Genomic DNA, 22,498 nt, shown 5'->3' on the forward strand with positions numbered 1-22,498 from the left:
CATTTTTAGCGTATTGGAATTACACCTTTAAGGTACTGAAATTTAGAAACTTAAAGGAATAAAAATGCTACTTTTTTTATTCTTTTTCTCTTTGTTTTCAAGGGGTAGTGACCTGCGAAACTTGAGTCAAAACATCTGAAGTTATATAAAACGTTTTATCAAATCCTGCTATATTCCAAAAATCATTCTGACCATCGCCATTAGGCGTAAAAAATTTTGGATATGCTAAAATTGAAAAAACATACTTTTCAATACCACAACCGCCTTTATCTCTTATAAATAAAGTGTGCATTCCTGTTGATAAATTTTGGAAAATACCCAAGTCTTTATAAACTCCGAATTCATCATCTAACCCAAATTCATAATTACCATTTCCTAAATTAGGGTTGGCAACTTGAATGGAATTATTGTCAGAATCATTCATAATTATTACATCTTCTTTTGTTATAGATGCTTTTTCAGAGGCGATTACGGTAATAACTTGTTCTATGGATACACAGCCAGCATCAGAAATTGCACTTACCGCATATATTCCAGAAGAATCTACAGATCTTGTGCTCGAATCTCCAACAATAATGTTCCCTTCTTTTTTCCAAACATAGGTATAATTTCCTTGTGGATTTATGGTTTCTAAATCTAAAGAACCAATATCCTCACACAAAATAAAAACATCTTGAAGTAGCTCAAATTCAGGAACTATATCATCTAAAACGGCAACCACTTCAGCTCTTGTTGAAGAAGTACAAATAGCAATGTTGGCCTCTGTATAATAACTTCTAGTTGCATTTAATACAGGTGTTTCATAATTATTTCCTATAAATAGTGGCGTTGTACTCGTTAAAGAATCATACCAATACACATCTCCTGCCGAAGCAGTTGCATTTAAAGTTGCTGTACCAGAACAAATTAAATCGCCCGTAGTGTTGGTTATTGTTGGTCTTTGAAGTACGGTTACCATTACGGGTGTTCTAGCTAGCGTTTTACAACCATTTACGGAAACCGCTGCGTAAAAAACGGTATCGGCATTTAAAACGGGTGTTGTAAAAGAGGTACCTGCTGCTACTTCTGTGCCTCCTGTTTGCATATCGAACCATAAAACCTGACCTTCAGTTGGTTGTGCCGAAATTGTCGCAGAACCAAGTTCGCAAATCGTTGCTCCACTTGTTGTTGTAATTTTAGGAATATAAATACTTGTAGTTGCTACAATGTTTAAAGGAGGATCTGTTGGAAAACCATATTCTACAATGTAGCCTTTTGCCGCATATAAATCTGTACCTCCTACATTTGGTAAATCATTCCATGCACCCCGAACACCAATAGAAGGGTCTGTAATATGCGCATAATCTTCTCCTGTAGTATTATTGCCCCTAAAATCATTAGGCTCGTTATTATTCCAAAAAGCAAAATTTGGTGTTGTCCCATTTACTTGTCCTCTCCAGAAAACAGTTCCTGCTTCTGGTCCCGTTACCCATTTCCATTCTCCTTCTGTTTCTTCATCAGAGCCGCCAATCCAACCCGCTCCAGAAGCTTGTTTACCCGCAAAATCTGATTCTTCTCGGCTTGTTAACGTAGCTAAATATCCTTGCCTGCCGAAATAAGTTCTATTTTCTGCAGCTAATTTAGCATTGGACCAAGTAATATTATTACTTGCAATAAACTCATAGAAATGATCTGTAGAAGGCAAATAATTCGCATCATCGATAGATAAAGAAAATGTTTTTTCTAAAGTAATATTTGTCGACGAAGTTGTAAAAACAACCTCTTTTACCGCTCTTTCTAAATCAGATAATAAGATTTCTGTTCCGCTATTTGATGCACTAAACGTTAGCTTCCCCTCATTGGCATCCCAAAGAGATGTAATATTTGAATGAGTTCCTGTCAATTCTAATCGATCAAAATTAACCTGATAACCAGAAGAAATTTGCATAAAAAAAAATGCTATTCCTGTATCATCGCTATCTGTAATTGTAAAATCTGTAACAATGTTTATAGGACTGCCTGTGCAAAATGCTTGCCTTCCTTGCGCCGCAATTGATGGTGGAAGATCTGTCTGTGAATAACATAAAGACCCCATTAACAAGAAAAAGAGTGTTGTAAATTTTAATTTAATTTGCAGAGATTTATTCATTTTAACGACTTCCTACTTTGTGTTTTCTTATTTTTGTTTAAAAGCACAATTTAAGACTTCAATTTTAAAAAAATTATAAATTATGGTTAAAAATATCGTTACCACTAATTGGTCACAAAAATCACAATTCGAAACAGACAATCCGAGTGGTTATAAACTTACAATGTTTGATAAATCTCAAGATAATGGAGAAGTTGTTGGTTTTGCACCAAAAGCTTTAATGCTTTCTTCTTTAGCAGGTTGTTCTGGTTTAGATGTGGTTTCATTATTAGAGAAAATGCGCGCTGATGTTGCCGATTTTAAGATAGAAGTTACCGCCGAACTCACAGAAGAACATCCTAAATTTTACAACAAAGTAAAAGTAGATTATCACTTTTCTGATAGTGATTTACAACCAGAAAAAATTCAAAAAGCAGTAAATTTATCGGTAACAAAATACTGTGGTGTTATGGAAATGTTTAGACAATTTGCTGAAGTAGATATTGAAATTCATTTACATACTTTAGAAAAATAGCTACATCAATACTAAAAAATTAATTAAAAAAATCGCTGAAATAAACTCAGTATAACGCTATGAGATGGACGCTAAAACCACAACCCGAAAAAGAAAAATTACATAAATTAGCAAAAGATCTAAAGGTTGATACCACGATAGCATCTATACTTTGTCAAAGAAATATTGAAACCTTTGAAGATGCTAAAAACTACTTTCGCCCTAGTTTAGAACATATTCATGATCCTTTTTTAATGAAAGACATGGATGTTGCCGTTGCACGAATTGAAACCGCAATTGCGAGCAATGAAAATATTTTAATTTATGGTGATTATGATGTAGACGGAACCACCGCTGTTTCTTTAGTTGCCTCGTATTTAAAAACGATTCACCCAAACATTGCCACCTATATTCCTGATCGATATGCAGAAGGATATGGTATTTCTTTTATGGGAATTGATTTTGCTGAAGACAACGACTTTTCATTAATTATTGCGCTAGATTGTGGCATAAAAGCCATTGACAAAGTTGCGTATGCCAAAGAAAAAAATATCGATTTTATTATTTGTGATCACCACAAACCCGGAAAAGAAATTCCGAAAGCCATTGCTGTTTTAAACGCAAAAAGAGAAGATTGTAATTATCCTTTTGATGAGTTGTGTGGCTGTGGCGTTGGATTTAAACTCATACAAGCTTTAGGCGTTTCTAGAAACCAAACCATTGAAGATTTTGTACCTTATTTAGATTTAGTAGCTACGGCAATTGCAGCAGATATTGTACCTATGAATGGTGAAAATAGAATTTTAGCCTATCATGGTTTGCAAGTTATCAATCAAAACCCAAGAAACGGCATTAAAGCAATCATACATCACACTAAAAAAAAAGCACTTACCATCACAGATGTGGTTTTTATCATTGCGCCCAGAATTAATGCAGCCGGAAGAATAAAACACGGTAATTATGCAGTTCAGCTTTTAACAGAAATGGACTTTGAATCTGCCATAGAATTTGCTGCAGCAATTGAAATTTTTAATGCAGATAGAAAAGATTTAGACAAAAGAATTACAGAAGAAGCTTTAATTCAGATTATTGATAATGACGAAGAAGAACGTTTTTCATCGGTAGTTTTTCAAGAAGATTGGCACAAAGGCGTTATTGGTATTGTGGCTTCTCGATTGATAGAAAAATACTACAGACCTACTCTAGTTTTTACCACAAGTGGCGATAAATTAGCAGCCTCTGCACGTTCTGTAAAAGGTTTTGATGTGTATAATGCACTCGAAGAATGCTCTGAATTTATAGAGCAATTTGGTGGTCATAAATATGCCGCAGGTTTAACATTGTTGCCTGAAAATTATGAAAATTTTAAGCATAAGTTTGAAGAAGTTGTTGAAAGAACCATCGATAAAAAATTATTAACCCCAGAAATTGCAATTGATGCAGAAATTGAACTTTCTGAAATTACACCCAAATTTTTTAGAATACTTCAGCAAATGGCGCCTTTTGGTCCTATGAATATGAAACCTACTTTTAAATCTACTTGTGTTCGAGATAATGGTTATGGCAAACAAGTGGGAGCAGACAAAACTCATTTAAAATTAAATGTTTTTCAGGGTGATAATAAAAATAATTACAATGCTATTGGTTTTAATTTGGGTGATAAAATTGCCTTTGTTCAGAACGATTTTGACATTGTGTATTCTTTAGATGAAAACGAATGGAATGGGCATAAATCGGTGCAATTGTTGTTGAAGGATTTGAAGTAAAAAAATAAAAGATTTGAAAATTTACGGCATTAGTGGACTTGGAGCAGATAAAAGAGTTTTTAAATTTTTAAAGCTCGATTCAGAATTGATCCCAATTGATTGGATTAAACCCCTTAAAAATGAATCTATAAGTAACTATTCAAAAAGATTATCAGCTAAAATTGATCAAAATGAAAAGGTTTGTTTAATTGGGGTTAGTTTTGGAGGGTTAGTCACCACTGAAATTAGTAAACTTATAAATCCGGCTTTAACCATTTTAATTTCATCGGCAGAAACCAAAAAAGAGCTGCCGTTCATTTATGGAGTATTTGGAAAAACCAATCTTGTAAAATTATTTCCAACAACACTATTTGACCCTCCAAGATGGATTGCAAATTTTTTATTTGGTACAGAACAAACAGAATTATTAAATGCTATTTTGAAGGACACCGATTTAAAATTTGCAAAATGGGCCGTTCATGCATTGATAAGCTGGAAAAATGAAGAAAGCCTTAAAAACGTCATTAAAATTCACGGAACAAAAGACAAATTGATTCCATTAAAATCAACAAAAAATATAAAACTAATAAAAGACGGTGAGCACTTTATGATTGTTGATAAAGCGCAAGAAATAAGTACTATTATTAATGCCGAAATAAGAAAGAGAGATTCTTCAACCGCCAAAAAAGGCTCTTTCTAAATGACAAAAAACTTCCAATTAAAATATTCTGGCAAAAAGCTTTCTAAAAAAGAGAAGAATGAACAATATTAAAGTAAACTTCTTCTAATTCATAATTCGAATATTTTAAAATGCTGAAATCCACTAAAAAAAACTCCTTCTAAATAACATTTATCTTTAAAATTATATCTCCACACAAATTTAATAAAAAATAAAATTCACTCGATGTGACAAAACATGCTATAACTCCATAGACATTAAAACCATTTTCAACTCCATATAAGAAAAACTAGCATCTACTTTTTCTTTTAACGCGGTTAAACCTTTTACCTCACCAGCTGCCTCTATTTGGTCACGAATTTTCTTGTACCGTTTTAATTCCATCAATTCTAAAACATCAATATCTCCAGACGGAATATAATTTGCCAAATGATTTTCTACAGTGCCTTCGGTTAAACTTCTTTCTTTAGCAATTTCTTTGGTGTTTAATCCAGATTTAAACAGCTCAAAAGAAATCTGCTTTGTTGATTTTTTATCTTCTTTTTTCTGCTCGTTAAATTTATTAATTCCGTTTTCCTTACAATATTGCTCAATCGCCTCAAGAATTTCTTCTCCGTGTTTAGAAACCCGAACTTTTCCCATTCCTACAATTTTTAACAAAGCTGCCTCGGTTCTAGGCAATTCATCACACATTGCATACAAAGTTTCTTGTGTAAAAATTTGAAAATGGGGAATTCCTAAAGACTTTGAAATTTCGTCTCTTAACTCTCTTAATCTTAAGGCTAAAATAGGATCGCGTTTAGAAGCAACTTTCTTCTTTTTTGTAACTTCTGTTTTTTGTAAAACGGCTTTGGCTCTCACCTGCAAATACGCTTGTACTTTAAAACCATTGGTCATTTTTTGTAAGGCAAATAATTTTTCTTCTAACTTTTCCTGAAGTGAATCGAACTGTTTAGAAAAGTCTTTTTTTACAGCTTGATTATCTGTAGAAAACTGAATGGCATCTAGAGGTTTCTGAATATTATTTTTTGTTTGATTTAAAAAGTAATCAATCGCTTTTGTAAACCGTTCTTGAATTTGAGAACTGTTTTCTGGCAACACTTTATCTTCTGAAAGTGCATTTAATTGATGTTTAAATCCGTGAGAAACTTTCATTAAAGCCGCAACCCCATCATCTTTTAGAGTTTGTAGATGATCAATAACATCTCCTTTTATACTGGTTCTATTTTTATAAAAAATATCTACTAAACGCGTTGTTGGATATAAAAGTGGCTGATAATCTAACAATTCTGAAATTAAATTTAACTGAAAGTTCCTTTCAGATTCGTTTAAAATTTCTTCATCTGGGTGATTTTCTTCAACACTTTCATTAAAAACACTGACTGTCTTATCGTTGATAATTGCACTGCTCGTAATTTGCGTTTTCAAAACCAAACCTTCTAAAGAAGTACATCTACTCAAAGCCACATAAGTTTGACCGTGGGCAAAAGAAGCTTCTGCATCTATAATTGCTCTCTCAAACGTTAAACCCTGACTTTTATGAATAGTAATTGCCCACGCTAATCGCAACGGAATTTGAGTAAAAGAGCCTATAACATCTTCATTAATCTCTTTTGTTTGCTCGTTGATAGAATAATTTACATTATCCCACTTTTCTTTTTCTGTTACAATTTTATCAACTTCATTACCACATTGTACGGTAACCGTTTCTCTAGAAATAGCGGTTACAATTCCTATTTTTCCGTTATAATATCTTTTATCTAATGATGAATCATTTTTAATAAACATCACTTGTGACCCTAACTTTAATTCTAGCTTTTCATCATTCGGAAAAGCGTTTTCATTGAATTTTCCTGAAACCTCTGCCTTAAAAAAATGACTTTTACTCTTTAATTTATTGAGTTCAGAATCATTGATTAAAGTGGCTCTTCTATTATGAGTTGTAAGTGTAATATACCCCTCTTCTTCCGTTGGCGAAAAAGTTGGGTTGTAGTTTTTATTTAAAATTTTAGCGGATTCATCAGACAAAGTGTTAGTTCTAATTTCATTTAAAATTTTAATGAAATTCTCGTTTTTCTGACGATAAATATGTTTCAATTCTATAGAAACCACATTCGCTTCTAGATACGCTTTAGAGCTAAAAAAGTAAACGGTATCGTAATGTTGTTGTAATAAACTCCATTCATTTGGTTTTACAACGGGTGCTAATTGTTGTAAATCTCCAATCATTAAAACTTGTGCACCACCAAAAACTTTATTTCGGTTTTTATAGCGCCTCATTACTTGATCTATGCCGTCTAGTAAATCTGCCCGCACCATAGAAATTTCATCAATAATTACTAAATCTAACGATTTTATAATATCAATTTTTGTTTTAGAAAATCTGCGTTGTTGTTGATTATTTTGGATTTGATTTGGTAAAATAGGACCAAAAGGCATTTGAAAAAACGAATGAATCGTAACTCCTTTTGCATTAATTGCTGCAACACCTGTTGGCGCAACAATAACCATTCTTTTTAAAGATTCTTTTTTAATTTGATGTAAAAAAGTTGTTTTTCCTGTTCCTGCTTTTCCTGTGATAAAAAGATTTCTATCCGTTTTTTCTATGAAGTTTAGAGCAAGTTCTAATTCCGGATTTTTTGACATTTTTACTTTTTGATGCAAGATAATAAATCGTCTTAAAAGAAATTAAAACGATTTGATTTTATTTGTAATATATTCTTTAATGAAAAATTTCAAGAATGGGTAAAATTTCATTTTACACAAAAAAATGAATAGAAAAAGAAAAAGTATTTAAGTTAGCAGTTCTAATATTTCGATATCCAATTTGACATTAGAGCTATCAAAGGGTTCATCAAAAATAATAGTATCCACAACCTTTTATTTTCTATCAATAATTCACCTACCTTTTCAATAATAACAACTCAAGGTAAATCCTATTTATTTGTATCTATAAATTCGATAATTTCTTTATAATTCTTGTTCCAAGGCCAAAAAAACTGACTCATCATCGGTATGTGTTTTTTAGCTAAAAAATTTATCTTTACATTTGGCTGATATGCATTCAGCTTTTTCACAAAATCTTTATTTTGAGAAATAATTGAAGGGTAGGTCTTCGCACCAACAAACATTAAAAACGGTGGTGCTTTCTCTGTCAATGAATAAATAGGCGACGCATCTTTCCAGTTCTCTGGATTATCTGTCCAAGTTACATCATAGTGATACCTTTTAGTAGGCGGATACTTTTTTAAATACGAATACATATCTAACGCTGCCGCATCATTCAAAATGATCCCCTTAATTAGATCGACATTTTCTAAATATTTGGAATTTGTGCCTACTAAAGCAATTAAATGACCTCCTGCAGAATGCCCCATTAAAAATATTTGATCAGGGTTTCCGTTGTATTTTTTAATATTATCGTGCGTCCATTTTATAGCTGCAGCAACTTCTTTTGCCATCGTATCATAACTGCCATTAGGACTTAATGTATAATTAGGAATCACAGTTACCACTTCTTTTTTAGCAAAATTACGCCCTAAAAATCCATAAATATCTTTATTTCCTTCAGCCCAATACCCCCCATGAATAAAAATAACAACAGGATTATTTTTAGATTTTCTAGGGTGAAACACATTTAGTTCGGGAAAAGAGGATACTAAAGCTTCTGAACTTTTAAGATAAGAAATATCACTTATTTTTTTTGATGCACAGCTCGCTAATAAAAAGATGCTGATTAAAAATGGTAGCATCCTAAAGGTATTCTTTCTTAAAGTTAATTTTACTTTCTTATTCATCTATGCGTTTTATAAGCCATCTATATAATTTTCTTAATCAATTTAAAATATTTAAAAGGCGGATATTTTAAGGGCAAATCAATCCAAGTTGGTGTTGTTACAACAGCTCTTTTATGACTAAAAGCTAAAAAACTTTCTTTACCATGATAATTTCCCATGCCGCTATTTCCGACTCCGCCAAAAGGTAAATTATGATTGCTAATATGCATTAATGTATCATTTATACAAGCGCCACCAGAGGTAGTTTTTGCTAAAATCTCTTTGGCTTTCTTATTTTTTCCGAAATAATAAAAAGCCAAAGGTTTTTCATTCTTGTTGATATAATTAATAGGTTCCTCGATATCATTAAAAGTAAGTACTGGCAAAATAGGACCAAATATTTCTTCTTGCATAATCTTAAAATCAGGCTTCACATCATCTATAATTGTTGGTGCAATAAATTTTTGTTTCACATCCACTTCTCGGCCAGTATGTATGCTACCTTGATTTAGCAAACCACTTAATCGTTCTGTTGCAGTCTCGGTTACAATACGCGGGTAAAAACGACTTTGTTTTAAATCAGAACCGAACATTAATTTGATATTCTCGGCAATTTTGTTCAAAAGTTCCTCTTTAATAGACTGATGTGCAAAAAGATAATCTGGTGCGATACAGGTTTGCCCTGCATTAATTAATTTACCCCAAGCAATACGCTTTGCAGCAATCTCAAGATTGGCATCAGCATCAACAATGCAAGGACTTTTTCCGCCTAATTCTAAAATTATAGGTGTTAAATTTTCAGCAGCGGCTCTCATCACAACTTTACCAACTTTAGAGCTTCCTGTAAAGAAAATAATATCAAAACGTTGTGAAAATAATATCGTATTTGTTTTTCGCCCACCTTGAACAATGCTGATATAATTTGAGTCAAAAATTTCTAAAATCATATTTTCCATGACGCTAGCAACATTTGGGGTATCTGGTGATGGTTTTAAAACACAACAGCAACCCGAAGAAATAGCCCCAACTAAAGAATTGAGAAGCAACTGGAAAGGATAATTCCAAGGTGCAACAATTAAAGCAATCCCTAAAGGTTCGTATATTATATTGCTCGATGAGGGCAGCAAATGAATTGGTGTTGCTACTTTCTTAGGTGCCGACCACTTTTTCAAGTTCTTTATATGATGCTCAATTTCATTGAGAACAATACTAATTTCTGTTAAATAGGTTTCTTCTGGTGATTTATGCAAATCATCCCACAAAGCATTCTCAATTTTTACTTGATAGTTAAGTATTGCTTTTTTTAACTTATGAAGTTGGGCTATTCTAAAACCAATATCTTTTGTTTTTTGTGTTGAAAAAAAAGCTTGGTGATCTGCAATATATGTAATAATTAAATCTTCTGATGTTTCTATCATTGCACTGATTCTTACTTTTTATGACCTATAAAATGCTCCATCGTTTTATAAATACCCAATACTTTACCTGCAAACCAATCAAACACATCAATCGACATAAAACCTTGCCCTAATCTTGTGAATCTGTACAAATATCCTGGAATGGCGACCATTCTTTTCTTTTGTTCTATCGCCTTAACAATGGTTAAAGCGGCAGCTTCTGGATTCAAAATTGGTATTTTCGATTTTACGCCATCAAACATTCCGGTATTTATGTAATAAGGCATAATTGTAGTAACGTGTACCTCTTTTTTTAGCTGTTTCATTTCGATACGTAAACTATCAGACCAGCCAATTAAAGACCATTTACTTGCTGCATACACCGACATTTTAGGGTTCGAAATTAAACCTCCAGAGGAAGCAATGTTGCAAATATGACCAGCATTTTGATCAAGCATTCCTTTCAAAAATTCCTTTGTTATAAACATGGGTGCATTTGCATTAATTTCCATTGTTTTTAAGATATCTAATGTAGTATGTTCGTGAAAATATTTTCCGGCAACTATACCAGCATTATTAATCAGAACATCAACAACACCTATTTCTTGTTTTACTTTTTTGGCTGTTTTTTCTATTTGACTGATATCAGAAACATCCACAATAAATCCCTTAATAATGCCCTTGCTAAAAAACTCTGAAATAGTTTCCGTAATTTTTGATTGATTAATATCCCAAATAATCACTTTTGCGCCTTGTTCTAAAAACAAACGTGCCATAATTTTACCAATACCAGATGCGCCTCCTGTTATTAAAACTGTTTTACCCTTCATTTGTATCATACTAGAAAATTTTGAACACTATTATAAACGTAAAAATAGCACAATCGTAAAATTTAGACGATAACAAATGTTATCACTTTTAATGCGCGTTTTTTAAGCGACTTAAATGTACAGAACTAATAGTTAGATAAGAAGCGATTAAATGTTGTGGCACTCGCTGAAATATTTCAGGAAAATTGGTGGTTAAATTATTATACCTATCCAACGGAGTTTGAGTATAAATGGCTTGAATTTTATCGTTGAACATAAAAAAGTACTCTTCCGCGAGTAACCTGCCCAATTTTTCGCCATTTTTCAATATTTCATAACCACTTAATAACATATCAAGTGACATTGTTACCACTTGAGTATCTTCTAAAGCCTGAATTGAATAGTTTGAGGGTATTTGCTTTAAAAAACTTTTATAATCGGTAGCAAAAGTATTTTCTATAGCAAAATGAAATGTTTTTTCCTCTCCATTATTATCCACAAAATAAAACCTCAACACCCCTTTATTTATAAAAAAAACATCTTTACATATATTTCCTTCCTGAAGAATAATCTCTTTTTTCTTAATTTCCTTTGTTTTAAACATAGAAGAATAATTAACCCATTCTTCATTACTAATTTCAATAAAACTAGAAATAACTTGGTGTATATTTTTGATTTGCTCCTTCATTTTAAAAATAAAATAGATGTTGAGATGCTAATTTATGCGGATTAAAAACGGTACTACAATTATAAATACTTAAATACTAACTACAATTATATTCTCTTATTTTGTAATTTTCAATAGCTAAAGTATATTTTTAAGCCTTTAGAAACAAATCAAACTATAAAAACTAAAAAATCCTGAACAATTGTTCAGGATTTTAATAACTAAAAGTTTTGTTTATTGACGCTATTTTATCTTTTTTCTAAAAAGAGATTACATCTCTAGTGCCCGCTCTATATTTCCATCCATCAATAATTCTTCAGGATTTTCTAAAGCTTCTTTAACGGCTACTAAAAACCCAACAGATTCTCTACCATCAACAATTCTGTGATCATAAGATAAAGCTACATACATAATTGGCTGAATTACAATGCCGCCATTTACTGCCATAGGTCTGTTTACAATGTTGTGCATTCCTAAAATTCCACTTTGTGGAGGGTTGATAATTGGCGTAGACAACATCGAACCAAAAACACCACCATTGGTAATTGTAAAAGTTCCGCCGGTCATTTCATCAATCGTAATTTGCCCGTCTCTTGCTCTTAAAGCCAAACGTTTTACTTCAGATTCAACACCTCTAAAAGATAAATTCTCTGCGTTTCTAATTACAGGAACCATTAATCCTTTAGGACCAGAAACTGCAATAGAAATATCTTGAAAATCTTGTTTTATTTGAAAATCTCCATCAATCATAGAATTAACATCAGGATACATTTTTAACGCTCTTACTACTGCTAATGTAAAGAAAGACATAAAACCTAACCCAACACCATGCTTCGATTTAAAGTTTTCTTTAAATTTTGTACGCAAATCAAAAATTGGCTGCATATTTACTTCGTTAAAAGTAGTTAACATAGCCGTTTCATTTTTTACAGCAACTAAACGTTCTGCAACTTTTCTGCGCAACATAGACATTTTCTTACGCTCTGTATTTCTAGATCCGTTTGCTGGCTGCGTTCCCATAGAAGGCACCGCTTTTACAGCATCTTCTTTAGTAATTCTACCATCTTTACCGGTTCCTTTAACAGAAGAAGACTCGATTCCTTTTTCTGCTAATACTTTTTTAGCTGCCGGCGAAGGTGTTCCTGATGCATAGGATACTGCTTTCGGAGCCTCTTTAGCAACTTCTTTCTTTTCTGTTTTCTTTTCTTCTTTTGGCGCTTCTGCTTTTTTAGAAGATGCATCTGCACCCGGCTTTGCAGCACTTGTGTCTATTAAGCAAACCACTGCACCAACGGCCACAGCATCTCCTTCTTCTGCTTTTAAAGTGATAATTCCGCTTTCTTCAGCAGGCAATTCTAATGTTGCTTTGTCAGAATCTACTTCTGCAATTGGTTGATCTTTTTCAACGTAATCTCCATCTTCAACTAACCAAGCTGCAATTTCTACTTCTGTAATCGATTCTCCTGGAGAAGGAACTTTCATTTCTAAAACACTCATGGTTTCTTGTTTTATAGATGCTAAACTTATTTTAGCACTTTATTTAATTATTTTAACTCTTACTTTTTCTTTAAGTTTTTCGAAAACTTAAAGATTTTTATTATTTGGGCGTTTTAACAGGCTTTCCACTGTATCTTTTTATGCTAAACTTGTTTTAGTATCCTATAATTAGCCATACGATAAGCATAAAAAGGATGCCGTTTCAATCCTTAACGCGCTTACTCGTTATTAAAAACACTGTCTATAACTGCTCTATGTCTTTTCTTAAAACGTGTACTAGAACCCGCTGCAGGTACTGCATAATATTTTCTAGAACGCACAGTTAAATTTTTCAACTCAAAACGTTGCAACATATAACTCCAAGCACCCATATTTCTTGGCTCTTCTTGCGCCCAAATATATTCTTCAATATTTGGATATCTATCGATAATTGCTTGAATTTTTTCTTTGTGTAAAGGAAATAATTGCTCAATTCTTATCAGAGCAACGTCTTCTCTTTCTAATTTTTCTCTTTCTTCTAATAAATCATAATAGAATTTACCCATACAGAAAACTAATTTCTTTACATTTTCTGGATTTAAAGTATCATCAATTACTTCTTGAAATTCGCCATGTGCTAAATCTTGAATAGAACTAACCACTTTAGAATGACGTAATAAACTCTTTGGTGTAAAAACAATTAATGGTTTTCTATAATTGCGTTTCATTTGACGACGCAATAAATGGTAGAAATTAGCAGGCGTTGTACAATTTGCAACCGTCATGTTATCTTCTGCACACAATTGTAAATAACGCTCTATTCTTGCCGATGAATGCTCTGAACCTTGCCCTTCATAACCGTGAGGTAATAAAACCACAATTCCGTTTTGAGATTTCCATTTATCTTCTGCTGCAGAAATATATTGATCAAAGATTATTTGAGCTCCGTTAGAAAAATCTCCAAACTGCGCTTCCCAAATTGTTAATGTATTCGGATTTGCCATTGCATATCCGTAATCAAAACCTAAAACAGCATACTCAGACAACAACGAGTTGTAAATTGTCATTTGCCCTTTAGACTTTGGATTTAAGTTTAATAAATTAATTCTTTCTTCAGTAACCTCATCACGCAAAATAGCATGTCTATGAGAGAACGTTCCTCTTTCTACATCTTGTCCTGAAATACGAATATTAAATCCTTCTTCCATTAAAGAACCATAAGCTAAATTTTCTGCCATTCCCCAATCTAATTGAAAGGTTTCAAATGCCATTTTAGCTCTTCCTTGCAAAATACGTTCTGCCTTTTTTACAAAATTTGATCCTTCAGGAGCTGTAGAAACAACTTTTGCAATATTATTTAAACTGTCTTCTGGATACTTTGTATCTACTGATCGTAACATGGCTTCTTGATCTTCACGCTCAAAACCTTTCCAAGTAGATTCCATAAACTCCTCTACTTTAGAGTTTTTATCTTTTTTAGAATTGTCAAATTCTTTTTCAAGCATTTCTTTAAATTCATCTGTAATTTCTTTTACATACGATGAACTAATTGAATTTTCTTCAAGTAATTTATCAGCATAAATATCTTTAGGATTTTTATGTTTAGAAATTGCTTTGTAAAGCTTTGGTTGCGTAAAACGAGGTTCATCTCCTTCGTTATGACCATATTTACGATAACCTAATAAGTCAATAAAGATATCTGTTTGAAATTTCATTCTGAATTCTAGTGCCATTTGCATAGCATGACAAACAGCTTCTGTATCATCTGCATTTACGTGCAAAACAGGAGACAATGTTACTTTTGCAACATCGGTGCAATAGGTACTTGAACGAGCATCTAAATAATTTGTGGTAAAACCAATTTGATTGTTTACAACAATATGAATAGTTCCGCCAGTTTTATAGCCATTTAATTTGGCCATTTGCACTATTTCATATGCAATTCCTTGACCTGCAATTGCGGCATCTCCGTGAATAACTATTGGTAAAATTTTACTAGAATCGCCAGCATATTTTCTATCTATTTTAGCTCTTGTAATCCCTTCTGCAACAGCGGCAACAGTTTCTAAATGTGATGGATTTGGCACTAAGTTCATTTTAATTTCATTACCATCTCTGTAGGTTTTACTCAATGTTAAACCTAAATGATATTTTACATCACCATCGATATCTTCATCTTCGAAATCTTTACCTTCAAACTCACTAAATAAATCTCTAACTGGTTTTTTAAAGATGTTTACCAACGTGTTTAAACGCCCTCTGTGCGCCATTCCTAAAACACATTCTTTAACGCCGTAAATTTCTGCAGCATCTCTTAACATTACGCTAATTCCAGGAATTAGTGTTTCTCCGCCTTCTAAAGAGAAGCGTTTTTGACCAACATACTTCGTTTGTAAAAAACTTTCAAAAGTTACTGCCTGATTTAATTTGCCTAGAATATACTTTTTAGCTTCGGTAGAATATTTTGGATGGTTATCGTTTTCATTCAAACGAGTTTGCCACCATTTTAATTTCTCTGGATTTCGCATGTACATATATTCTACTCCGATAGAATCGCAATAAATATTACGTAAATGATCTATAATTTGAGACAAGGTTACTTTTCCTAATCCTAGAATTTCTCCGGCAGAAAAATAACTACCTAAATCTTTTTCTGATAAGCCAAAAGTTTCAATATCTAAAGATGGTTGATATTGTCTTCTTTCTCTAACAGGATTTGTTTTTGTAAATAAGTGACCTCTAGTTCTATATCCATTTATTAAGTCTGCAACAAGAAATTCTTTTTTAACTTCTTGCGGAATTTCTACAGAAACTTCTTCTTCTTTTAAAGAGTAATTTTCATTTGCAAGATCATATCCTTGAAAAAAACTTCTCCAGCTTGGTTCTACTGAATCTGGATGTATTAAATATTGGTCGTATAAATCAGCTATAAAACCTGAGTGTGCTGCGTTTAAGAACGAAAATTTATCCATATAAGTGTTTATACTTTATTGTAAAATATTAGAATAAGGCAAAAATACAATTTTTAGTAATAATGCACTTGCTTATTTTAAACATAAGCTGATAAAGTTTTATTAAAATTTTTAAATAAAATATTTGGCAATATTCGAAAAAGGTATATATTTGCACTCGCTAAACACAGACACTGTGTAGCAAACTCCTCCTTAGCTCAGTTGGTTAGAGCATCTGACTGTTAATCAGAGGGTCCTTGGTTCGAGTCCAAGAGGGGGAGCAAAAAAGTCTTATCAATTTTGATAAGACTTTTTTATTTTATACAACTCTGTAAATCAGCTACTTAAAAAACAAAAAACACCAAAAATTTTATATATTCAACACTTTTGATGTTTGCCTACACCTTAAAATTTCTCTGAAAAAGTAATGAATTATGTTTTTAGAGCTGCATTTATTCTTTATAATTTTACAAATACTATGGAATATAAAAAGCTAAATCTGCGCCATTTTTCTAAAAAACGAGTTTAAAAGTTTTTCGAATTCTTAATTAGTTGCATTTAAGTGTGATAAATAACAAGTACATCTAATCCAAAAGTTATAAAATTTTATAATTTAGGCACAAATAATAGAAAGTTTAAAAAGGAAGAATTCTATATTTCTAACTCTTGTAAAGTGGGTTATTAAATCTTTAATTTTAATATTAAAAAATGCTGCCGAAGTATTTGTACTTCAATTGTCAAAATAGCCAAGTATATTTTTATGGTGAATTAACATTTTTCTAGCAGTACTATTGACGCTTTTAAACTGTACCTGTCCTGCTTTTTTTTAACGCTTCTTATATTCATACAGTTATCAAGTTTTTTATTTGCTCACTTTATTTACAAAATCAACATCATTGTTGCCCACTTTCTTTTTACATCATAAAAAAAATAACATTCATGAAACTACAATAACCATACAAATACTACACCCCTAAAAGTTATAAACATCCGCAGAAAAATAAACCTTCTATCGATAAAATTAACAACTATTTTCATTTAACAGAACCTAATAATTGATGCGCTCTTAAATCTTTTAAAAGTATATGCATGTATTAATTTATGTTTCTAGTCGCCTTTTTTGTTGCTGCTACTTCTATTTCTGTCCGCCATAATACGTCTCTTTCTTTTTCTGAACAAATACAAAAAAGAGAAGTCTCTGTTGTATATACTTGATAGCGTACTTCTTCATTTTTGGAATAAAAATGTTGATTACCCAAATAATCTTCGAAAGTTTGAAATTTATTAGCAAAGCTTTGATAGGAATCTATCACATTTACACTGCGCTCTTTACAAATAACTTTGGTAAAAAGGATGGCATCAAATTTAGCACCAAACAATTGCTTTTTGATGTTGTTAAGTTGTTGCAAAGGTTGCTCATTCGTTGTAAATTCAGCTTCAAAAAAATCGATACTTTTTGCCGCACTAACCTTTAAGCTCTCTAAAGCATTCACTACTTTATTTTCAAATACAGCTAATAGCTCTTTATCTACAGTTAAACCAATAACAAGAATCTTTTTTGGCTTAAAAGAGGCTATTTCAGGATTTTTCTATTGTTTTACCATCTTACTACAAGAACAAGAGGCAAGTATAATTGTAGTAGATAAAAGCAACAATTAGTTTTTTATGGTACCCGTTTAATCCAATTATTTTTTTGAATTATGCATTGCTAATAGAGGAATATTGGTGTTAGCACCTAAATCTTTTACCATTGGATTAGAAAAAACACTACCAAAAAAATTATGCTTTTTATTCACAAAAGCAATCATTTCGCTTTCTCTACTTTGAGCAAAACAACGCACACCCTCTTGCATATTCATATTGAATAATTGATGATGGGTAAAGTTTGTAGCTTCTAAAATCTGATTGAGCAGAATTTTGTTTTGTATTTGCTCATTACTAAATTCTTCATTATTCTTGACATATAAAATTCGAATTGGTGCATTCATTAACTTTGAAACCTCTATTAATGTTGCCAACTCATTATCTTTGTAATTGATTTTAAAACTAGTAGGAAAAACAATTTCGTTTGAGTTTTTAAAAATGATATTGTTAGGAATAGCTATTACCGGACAATTTCTAATATTTTCCATTGTATTTACAGCATTGCTGCCGAAAACAGTGTTTTTATCATCTGTTTCTCCGAGCGTTCCCATAAGTATAAGATCAACGTCTTTTTTCTCTATGGTTTTTTTTAGTACTTTTTGAAAAGATCCAAATTCATTTAGAAAATGAAATGTATGTTTACTGTGATCCTCATTAAACAGAGCTTGCTTCTTTAAGATTTCCATGTTTTTTTCAGCTCTCTCTTTTACCTCATTTAACTTTTTTTCTGTAGGTTCAGGAATTAAAAGATTGCTTTTGTTACTGCCAGGAAGGTAATAAGAATGTAGTATAAAGAATTCACATGGTGTTGTTTTATACAATTCAGTAGCATAATTTATGGCATTAAGCGCATTTTTTGAAAAGTCTGTTGGTAGTACTATTTTTTTTTTCATTCTAAATATTTTTTTATTTTTTTTTGATAAAAGTTGATACGCGAGTTTCTTAAAAGTATAATTATTTTTAGTCGGTACTCGGTAAAATTAATAAGGGCGTTCTAATATTATGCGTTATTTCTTTTACTACATTCTCTCTAAATAAATTGCTAATAAAATTATGTTTGTAGTAACAAATAGCCAACATATCTAACTTTTCTTTATAAACATACTCCATAATAGTATTTGCTTTGCTTTCTGTTTCAGAAAGCCATTGAAGTTCAAAATCATCATTTTTTGAAATTTGCAACAATGCTTGGAGGTTTTCTAATTCTGTTGTGGGCAACTTTTCTTCTTCAAACACATAGATTACTTTTGTTTTTGCGCTAAATAATTTATGAATTTCTTTTAATGGCTCTAACTGCTTATTAGAATAGGATTTTTTAAATCCCGAAGCAAATCCTAATTTTTTAGGTACTTTGTACGCTATTTTATCTGGTATTATTAAAAGAGGTGCTCCTTTTATGTTTTCTGCTACTTTAAAACTATTGCTTCCAATAAATAAATGTTCTGTAGCTGTTTTTCCTTTGCTTCCCATCGCAACAAAATTTACCTTTTCTTTTACAATAAGTTCATTAATTGCTCTTGTTAACAAAAGCGAAGTGGATATAATCTTAAAGGTGTGTTTTGTAGTACCTAAATCACTAATAAGTTTATTCTTTTCGGCTAAACATTCCACTTCAGAAGCCTTCAATAGGCTATTCATTAATTCGTCTGACTTACCAATGTATACAGGACTTACAAGTTTAAAAACTTGATCTTCAAAAGAATTTAAGATGATAAAACAACAAGGCTCGTCTTCAAATAATTTGGCAGCATAAAATAAAGCGCTGTAGGCATTTTCTGAAAAATCTGTTGGTACAAGAATAGTTTTCATAATAAGTAGGAGTTAGATTAATAATTTATTGCGCTTCAGAAGGTATTACCAAAAACGGCACATTGGTATGATATACCATTTGATCTATTATCGGTTTAAAAAGTAAATTCTCAAAGAAATTATGTTTGTTATGAATCATTACCAAAAAGTTAATTTTATACTTCTTTTCTGAAGTCTCTATGGCTTTAATTAGTTCTTGTTCTTCTGCAAGATGAAATAAGCATACAATATCAGCAAAAAATGCATCTAAAAAAGACTCTGTTTCTTGCTGCTTTTCTTTTAAAGCACTGTGGTTATAAACATTTAAAATGTGCAGTTTAGCAGTATGCACTTCACAAAGTTCTCTTATCAATGAAATATATTTATTTGATTTACTAAATTTGTAATCTGTTGGTAGTAAAACATCACTTGGCTGTTCATATGTATATCCTGAAGGAACGGCAATTACCGGGAATCTTAATTTTTTAATCGCATACATAGTATTGGTCCCTATAAAAATTTCTTTGGCACCAGTGGCTCCTTTCGTTCCCATAATTACTAAATCTATGTCATTCTCTTTAATAACTATTTTCATCTCCGCTATTAAGAGATTAAATGAAGCCATGGTAATAAACGTATGGTTTGTATTGTTAAATTCGTCATACAAACTATCTTCAATTTCTTTAAGTTTTCGCTCTGCTGTTTGCTTTTCTATATTTTGTAAATCTGGCGTGGCATACGTATCTAACATACCGCCAGTACTAATATTTATTGGGTTGTATGTATGAAGAATATAAAACCTACATGGCACATCTTTATATAATTGAACTGCATAATAGATTGCATTATATGCGTTTTCAGAAAAATCTGTTGGTAATAATATATGTTTCATAGGTATCTGTTTTTTGGTTAACGTTGTAGATCTTAAGCTCTTCATTCATTAAAACCGATAAGACTTTATATTTTTTTTGCCTCAAGGTTGCTAGTATAGAGTAACACAAAATTAACTTTCTATTAATTCATATAAAATGACATAGGTCATTTGTCTCGTAAACAATGCTATTTATTTTTGTAGAATATCAAATAAATACGCCTAGAGAACTAAACTTGAAATTTTATAGGATCAAAAATAATTAAGGATGAAGTCTAATTTTAAACAAACACCTGCACATATATCTTTTGGGTATAAAATGTATTAAACAAGGTTTTATTACTTCTGATGACCCAAAACCTAGATTTTACTCACAAAACAGACTGAGTTACTAAAAGATTAGAAAACCAAATAATGAGCTGATATTGATCAAACTTCATGTGAAAAATTAATAATAACTTTATAAAAAATAAAAAATGACTACAGGATTAGTTTTATCTGGCGGAGGCATGCGTGGTGTTGCCCACGTTGGTGTATTTAAGGCATTAGAAGAACACAATATAAACATTACTCATATTGCAGGAACAAGTGCTGGTGCTATTGTAGGCGCATTATTTGCTGCTGGTCATTCTTGGAGTACTATTTTAAAATTCTGTAAAGAAGTGCCTATATTTGAATATCAACGGTATGCTTACAAAAAACCCGGCTTTATAGATACGAGTAAATTTTATAAAGATTTACTTCCTTTCTTTACTGAAGATGATTTTAAAAGTCTGAAAAAACAACTTTTTATTCCGACTACCAATCTTATTGAAGGCAAAGAAATAGTCTTTAATAGTGGCAAACTTATAAAACCCATTTTGGCGTCTGCTGCATTTCCTGGATTGTTTACACCCGTAATTATAAACGATGTACCTTATGCTGATGGCGGCGTATTAAATAATTTTCCTGTTGAACATATTAAAGACAAGTGTGATAAAACAATTGGTGTTTATGTAAACTCATTACAGCAAATTACCCAAGATCAATTAAAACATTCTTACCAAGTTGCCAACAGAGCGTATAGTATAAGTTTTGCTAGTCAGTACACCTATAAATTTAAAGAAGTAGATATGTTAATAAATCCTAAAGAACTTGAAAAATTCGGGATGTTTAATCTTAAAAATATAGATGCTATTTTTGAGATTGGTTATCAAGCAGCTTTAAAAGCGTTAGAAAATTACAACAACTAAAACCTTAATTCTTGTCGTTTAGCTAGCAATTCTCATTGCATTCTTTCCTTTGGCACTTTATGAACTTTCACGTTTAATATTCAGCATACATACTTGATTTATTTCAATTTTCTTCTTCTTTTTTTTGATGCTAACTTGTTTCCTAAAAAACTCTATCTAAAGAACTAAATAAAAATATCTATTTGTTTTTAAGTTAGTTAGCTCCTACTGATAATAAAATGGCTACATAATGACAAACAGCAGCAGCAAGCACAAAAAAATGCCAAACGGCATGGTTGTAAGGATATTTATCCCATAAATAAAAAATAACACCAACAAGATACAATCCGCATCCAATTAAAATCATGGTGAGTATATTTGCAGGAATGCTTTCAAAAAAAGTGCGCCCGCCAACAACCATAATACAGCCCATTGCAATGTAAATTAGTGTTGAAAAAATCTTCCATCTTCCTAAAAAGAAAATCTTAAAAATAATTCCCATCGCTGTTAATCCCCATAAAACCGATAGCAATGTGATGCCAAAAGAATTATCCATATACATCAGTAAAAACGGAGTATACGTTCCTGCTATTAAGAAATAAATACTAATATGATCAAGAATTTCAAGGATACGCTTTACGTGTGCATTTTGAAACCCATGGTAGAGTGTAGAAAAAGTAAAAAGTTGTAAAAAACAAAAACCATATATAGCAGCGCCAATAATACCCGGAGTATTATCACTTTTTATAGCAAATGCTATTAAAATAGGAATACTTACAATACCAAAAATAATTCCGAAGCCATGTACAATACTATTTACAAGTTCTTTTTTTATTTGTGTATTTGAATTTTTGCTCTCCATA

The 22,498-nt window shown here is 31.6% G+C and carries 17 protein-coding genes and 1 tRNA gene; 5 read left to right on the plus strand and 13 right to left on the minus strand.

All coding sequences use genetic code 11. The features are described 5' to 3' along the window. Positions 1-97 precede the first annotated feature (97 nt). Positions 98-2,128 (minus strand): lectin-like protein, encoded by a 2,031-nt coding sequence (locus tag ES044_RS11560; protein ID WP_189663259.1) that lies wholly within the window; start codon positions 2,126-2,128, stop codon positions 98-100. A gap of 82 nt (positions 2,129-2,210) precedes the next feature. Between ES044_RS11560 and ES044_RS11565 the strand changes: the two genes are divergently transcribed. The 3 genes from ES044_RS11565 to ES044_RS11575 are packed head-to-tail and all read left to right on the plus strand — an operon-like array spanning position 2,211 to position 5,066. Further along, positions 2,211-2,642, plus strand: coding sequence for an OsmC family protein (locus ES044_RS11565; RefSeq protein WP_147119113.1), 432 nt, complete (start codon positions 2,211-2,213; stop codon positions 2,640-2,642). Positions 2,643-2,701: 59 nt separating this feature from the next. Beyond that, positions 2,702-4,387 (plus strand): single-stranded-DNA-specific exonuclease RecJ, encoded by a 1,686-nt coding sequence (gene recJ, locus ES044_RS11570; protein WP_147119114.1) that lies wholly within the window; start codon positions 2,702-2,704, stop codon positions 4,385-4,387. Between the two features lie 13 nt (positions 4,388-4,400). Beyond that, on the plus strand, positions 4,401-5,066 hold the full coding sequence (locus ES044_RS11575; protein ID WP_147119115.1) for an alpha/beta hydrolase: 666 nt from the start codon (positions 4,401-4,403) through the stop codon (positions 5,064-5,066). A 219-nt stretch (positions 5,067-5,285) separates the two neighbouring features. Here ES044_RS11575 and ES044_RS11580 read toward each other — a convergent pair whose 3' ends face one another. From ES044_RS11580 to ES044_RS11610, 7 genes are all read right to left on the minus strand, one after another. Continuing rightward, the gene (locus tag ES044_RS11580; protein ID WP_147119116.1) at positions 5,286-7,691 is read right to left on the minus strand and encodes a helix-turn-helix domain-containing protein; all 2,406 of its coding nucleotides are present in this window, start codon (positions 7,689-7,691) and stop codon (positions 5,286-5,288) included. 290 nt (positions 7,692-7,981) lie between these two features. Further along, positions 7,982-8,842 carry an alpha/beta hydrolase gene (locus ES044_RS11585; protein ID WP_223269174.1) on the minus strand — a complete coding sequence of 287 codons (861 nt, stop codon included), beginning with the start codon at positions 8,840-8,842 and terminating at the stop codon, positions 7,982-7,984. 20 nt (positions 8,843-8,862) lie between these two features. After that, positions 8,863-10,239: an aldehyde dehydrogenase gene (locus ES044_RS11590; protein ID WP_147119117.1), complete on the minus strand. Its 1,377-nt coding sequence runs from the start codon at positions 10,237-10,239 to the stop codon at positions 8,863-8,865. Positions 10,240-10,250: 11 nt separating this feature from the next. Continuing rightward, positions 10,251-11,057: an SDR family oxidoreductase gene (locus ES044_RS11595; protein WP_147119118.1), complete on the minus strand. Its 807-nt coding sequence runs from the start codon at positions 11,055-11,057 to the stop codon at positions 10,251-10,253. A gap of 79 nt (positions 11,058-11,136) precedes the next feature. Further along, complete coding sequence (locus tag ES044_RS11600; protein WP_147119119.1) at positions 11,137-11,715, minus strand: Crp/Fnr family transcriptional regulator; 579 nt, start codon at positions 11,713-11,715, stop codon at positions 11,137-11,139. A gap of 249 nt (positions 11,716-11,964) precedes the next feature. Then, positions 11,965-13,191, minus strand: a complete 1,227-nt coding sequence (odhB, locus tag ES044_RS11605; RefSeq protein ID WP_147119120.1) for a 2-oxoglutarate dehydrogenase complex dihydrolipoyllysine-residue succinyltransferase — start codon at positions 13,189-13,191, stop codon at positions 11,965-11,967. Between the two features lie 218 nt (positions 13,192-13,409). After that, the gene (locus ES044_RS11610) at positions 13,410-16,142 is read right to left on the minus strand and encodes a 2-oxoglutarate dehydrogenase E1 component (RefSeq protein WP_147119121.1); all 2,733 of its coding nucleotides are present in this window, start codon (positions 16,140-16,142) and stop codon (positions 13,410-13,412) included. A 186-nt stretch (positions 16,143-16,328) separates the two neighbouring features. Here ES044_RS11610 and ES044_RS11615 point away from each other — a divergent pair. Next, positions 16,329-16,402 (plus strand) — tRNA-Asn (locus ES044_RS11615). Between the two features lie 813 nt (positions 16,403-17,215). Here the strand turns inward: ES044_RS11615 and ES044_RS11620 are convergent. The 4 genes from ES044_RS11620 to ES044_RS11635 form a co-directional block, all read right to left on the minus strand. Next, a complete protein-coding gene (locus tag ES044_RS11620; protein ID WP_147187174.1) occupies positions 17,216-17,614 on the minus strand; it encodes a hypothetical protein in 399 nt (132 codons plus the stop codon). A 192-nt stretch (positions 17,615-17,806) separates the two neighbouring features. Beyond that, positions 17,807-18,658, minus strand: coding sequence for a universal stress protein (locus tag ES044_RS11625; RefSeq protein WP_147119123.1), 852 nt, complete (start codon positions 18,656-18,658; stop codon positions 17,807-17,809). A gap of 67 nt (positions 18,659-18,725) precedes the next feature. Further along, on the minus strand, positions 18,726-19,574 hold the full coding sequence (locus tag ES044_RS11630; RefSeq protein WP_147119124.1) for a universal stress protein: 849 nt from the start codon (positions 19,572-19,574) through the stop codon (positions 18,726-18,728). 25 nt (positions 19,575-19,599) lie between these two features. After that, a complete protein-coding gene (locus ES044_RS11635; protein WP_147119125.1) occupies positions 19,600-20,445 on the minus strand; it encodes a universal stress protein in 846 nt (281 codons plus the stop codon). Between the two features lie 455 nt (positions 20,446-20,900). On the opposite strand from ES044_RS11635, the gene ES044_RS11640 reads away from it, so the two are divergent. After that, complete coding sequence (locus tag ES044_RS11640) at positions 20,901-21,656, plus strand: patatin-like phospholipase family protein (protein WP_147119126.1); 756 nt, start codon at positions 20,901-20,903, stop codon at positions 21,654-21,656. Between the two features lie 193 nt (positions 21,657-21,849). Here ES044_RS11640 and trhA read toward each other — a convergent pair whose 3' ends face one another. Then, a complete protein-coding gene (gene trhA / locus ES044_RS11645; RefSeq protein ID WP_147119127.1) occupies positions 21,850-22,497 on the minus strand; it encodes a PAQR family membrane homeostasis protein TrhA in 648 nt (215 codons plus the stop codon). Position 22,498 lies beyond the last annotated feature (1 nt).

The sequence above is a fragment of the Polaribacter sp. IC066 genome (assembly GCF_007997085.1).
GTDB lineage: Bacteria > Bacteroidota > Bacteroidia > Flavobacteriales > Flavobacteriaceae > Polaribacter.

Excerpts from the sequence above, each read along its gene's own strand:
- ES044_RS11560 (WP_189663259.1), bottom strand. The coding sequence starts at position 2,128 with ATGAATAAATCTCTGCAAATTAAATTAAAATTTACAACACTCTTTTTC.
- ES044_RS11565 (WP_147119113.1), top strand. The coding sequence starts at position 2,211 with ATGGTTAAAAATATCGTTACCACTAATTGGTCACAAAAATCACAATTC.
- recJ (WP_147119114.1), top strand. The coding sequence starts at position 2,702 with ATGAGATGGACGCTAAAACCACAACCCGAAAAAGAAAAATTACATAAA.
- ES044_RS11580 (WP_147119116.1), bottom strand. The coding sequence starts at position 7,691 with ATGTCAAAAAATCCGGAATTAGAACTTGCTCTAAACTTCATAGAAAAA.
- ES044_RS11585 (WP_223269174.1), bottom strand. The coding sequence starts at position 8,842 with ATGAATAAGAAAGTAAAATTAACTTTAAGAAAGAATACCTTTAGGATG.
- ES044_RS11590 (WP_147119117.1), bottom strand. The coding sequence starts at position 10,239 with ATGATAGAAACATCAGAAGATTTAATTATTACATATATTGCAGATCAC.
- ES044_RS11595 (WP_147119118.1), bottom strand. The coding sequence starts at position 11,057 with ATGATACAAATGAAGGGTAAAACAGTTTTAATAACAGGAGGCGCATCT.
- ES044_RS11600 (WP_147119119.1), bottom strand. The coding sequence starts at position 11,715 with ATGAAGGAGCAAATCAAAAATATACACCAAGTTATTTCTAGTTTTATT.
- odhB (WP_147119120.1), bottom strand. The coding sequence starts at position 13,191 with ATGAGTGTTTTAGAAATGAAAGTTCCTTCTCCAGGAGAATCGATTACA.
- ES044_RS11610 (WP_147119121.1), bottom strand. The coding sequence starts at position 16,142 with ATGGATAAATTTTCGTTCTTAAACGCAGCACACTCAGGTTTTATAGCT.
- ES044_RS11625 (WP_147119123.1), bottom strand. The coding sequence starts at position 18,658 with ATGAAAAAAAAAATAGTACTACCAACAGACTTTTCAAAAAATGCGCTT.
- ES044_RS11630 (WP_147119124.1), bottom strand. The coding sequence starts at position 19,574 with ATGAAAACTATTCTTGTACCAACAGATTTTTCAGAAAATGCCTACAGC.
- ES044_RS11635 (WP_147119125.1), bottom strand. The coding sequence starts at position 20,445 with ATGAAACATATATTATTACCAACAGATTTTTCTGAAAACGCATATAAT.
- ES044_RS11640 (WP_147119126.1), top strand. The coding sequence starts at position 20,901 with ATGACTACAGGATTAGTTTTATCTGGCGGAGGCATGCGTGGTGTTGCC.
- trhA (WP_147119127.1), bottom strand. The coding sequence starts at position 22,497 with ATGGAGAGCAAAAATTCAAATACACAAATAAAAAAAGAACTTGTAAAT.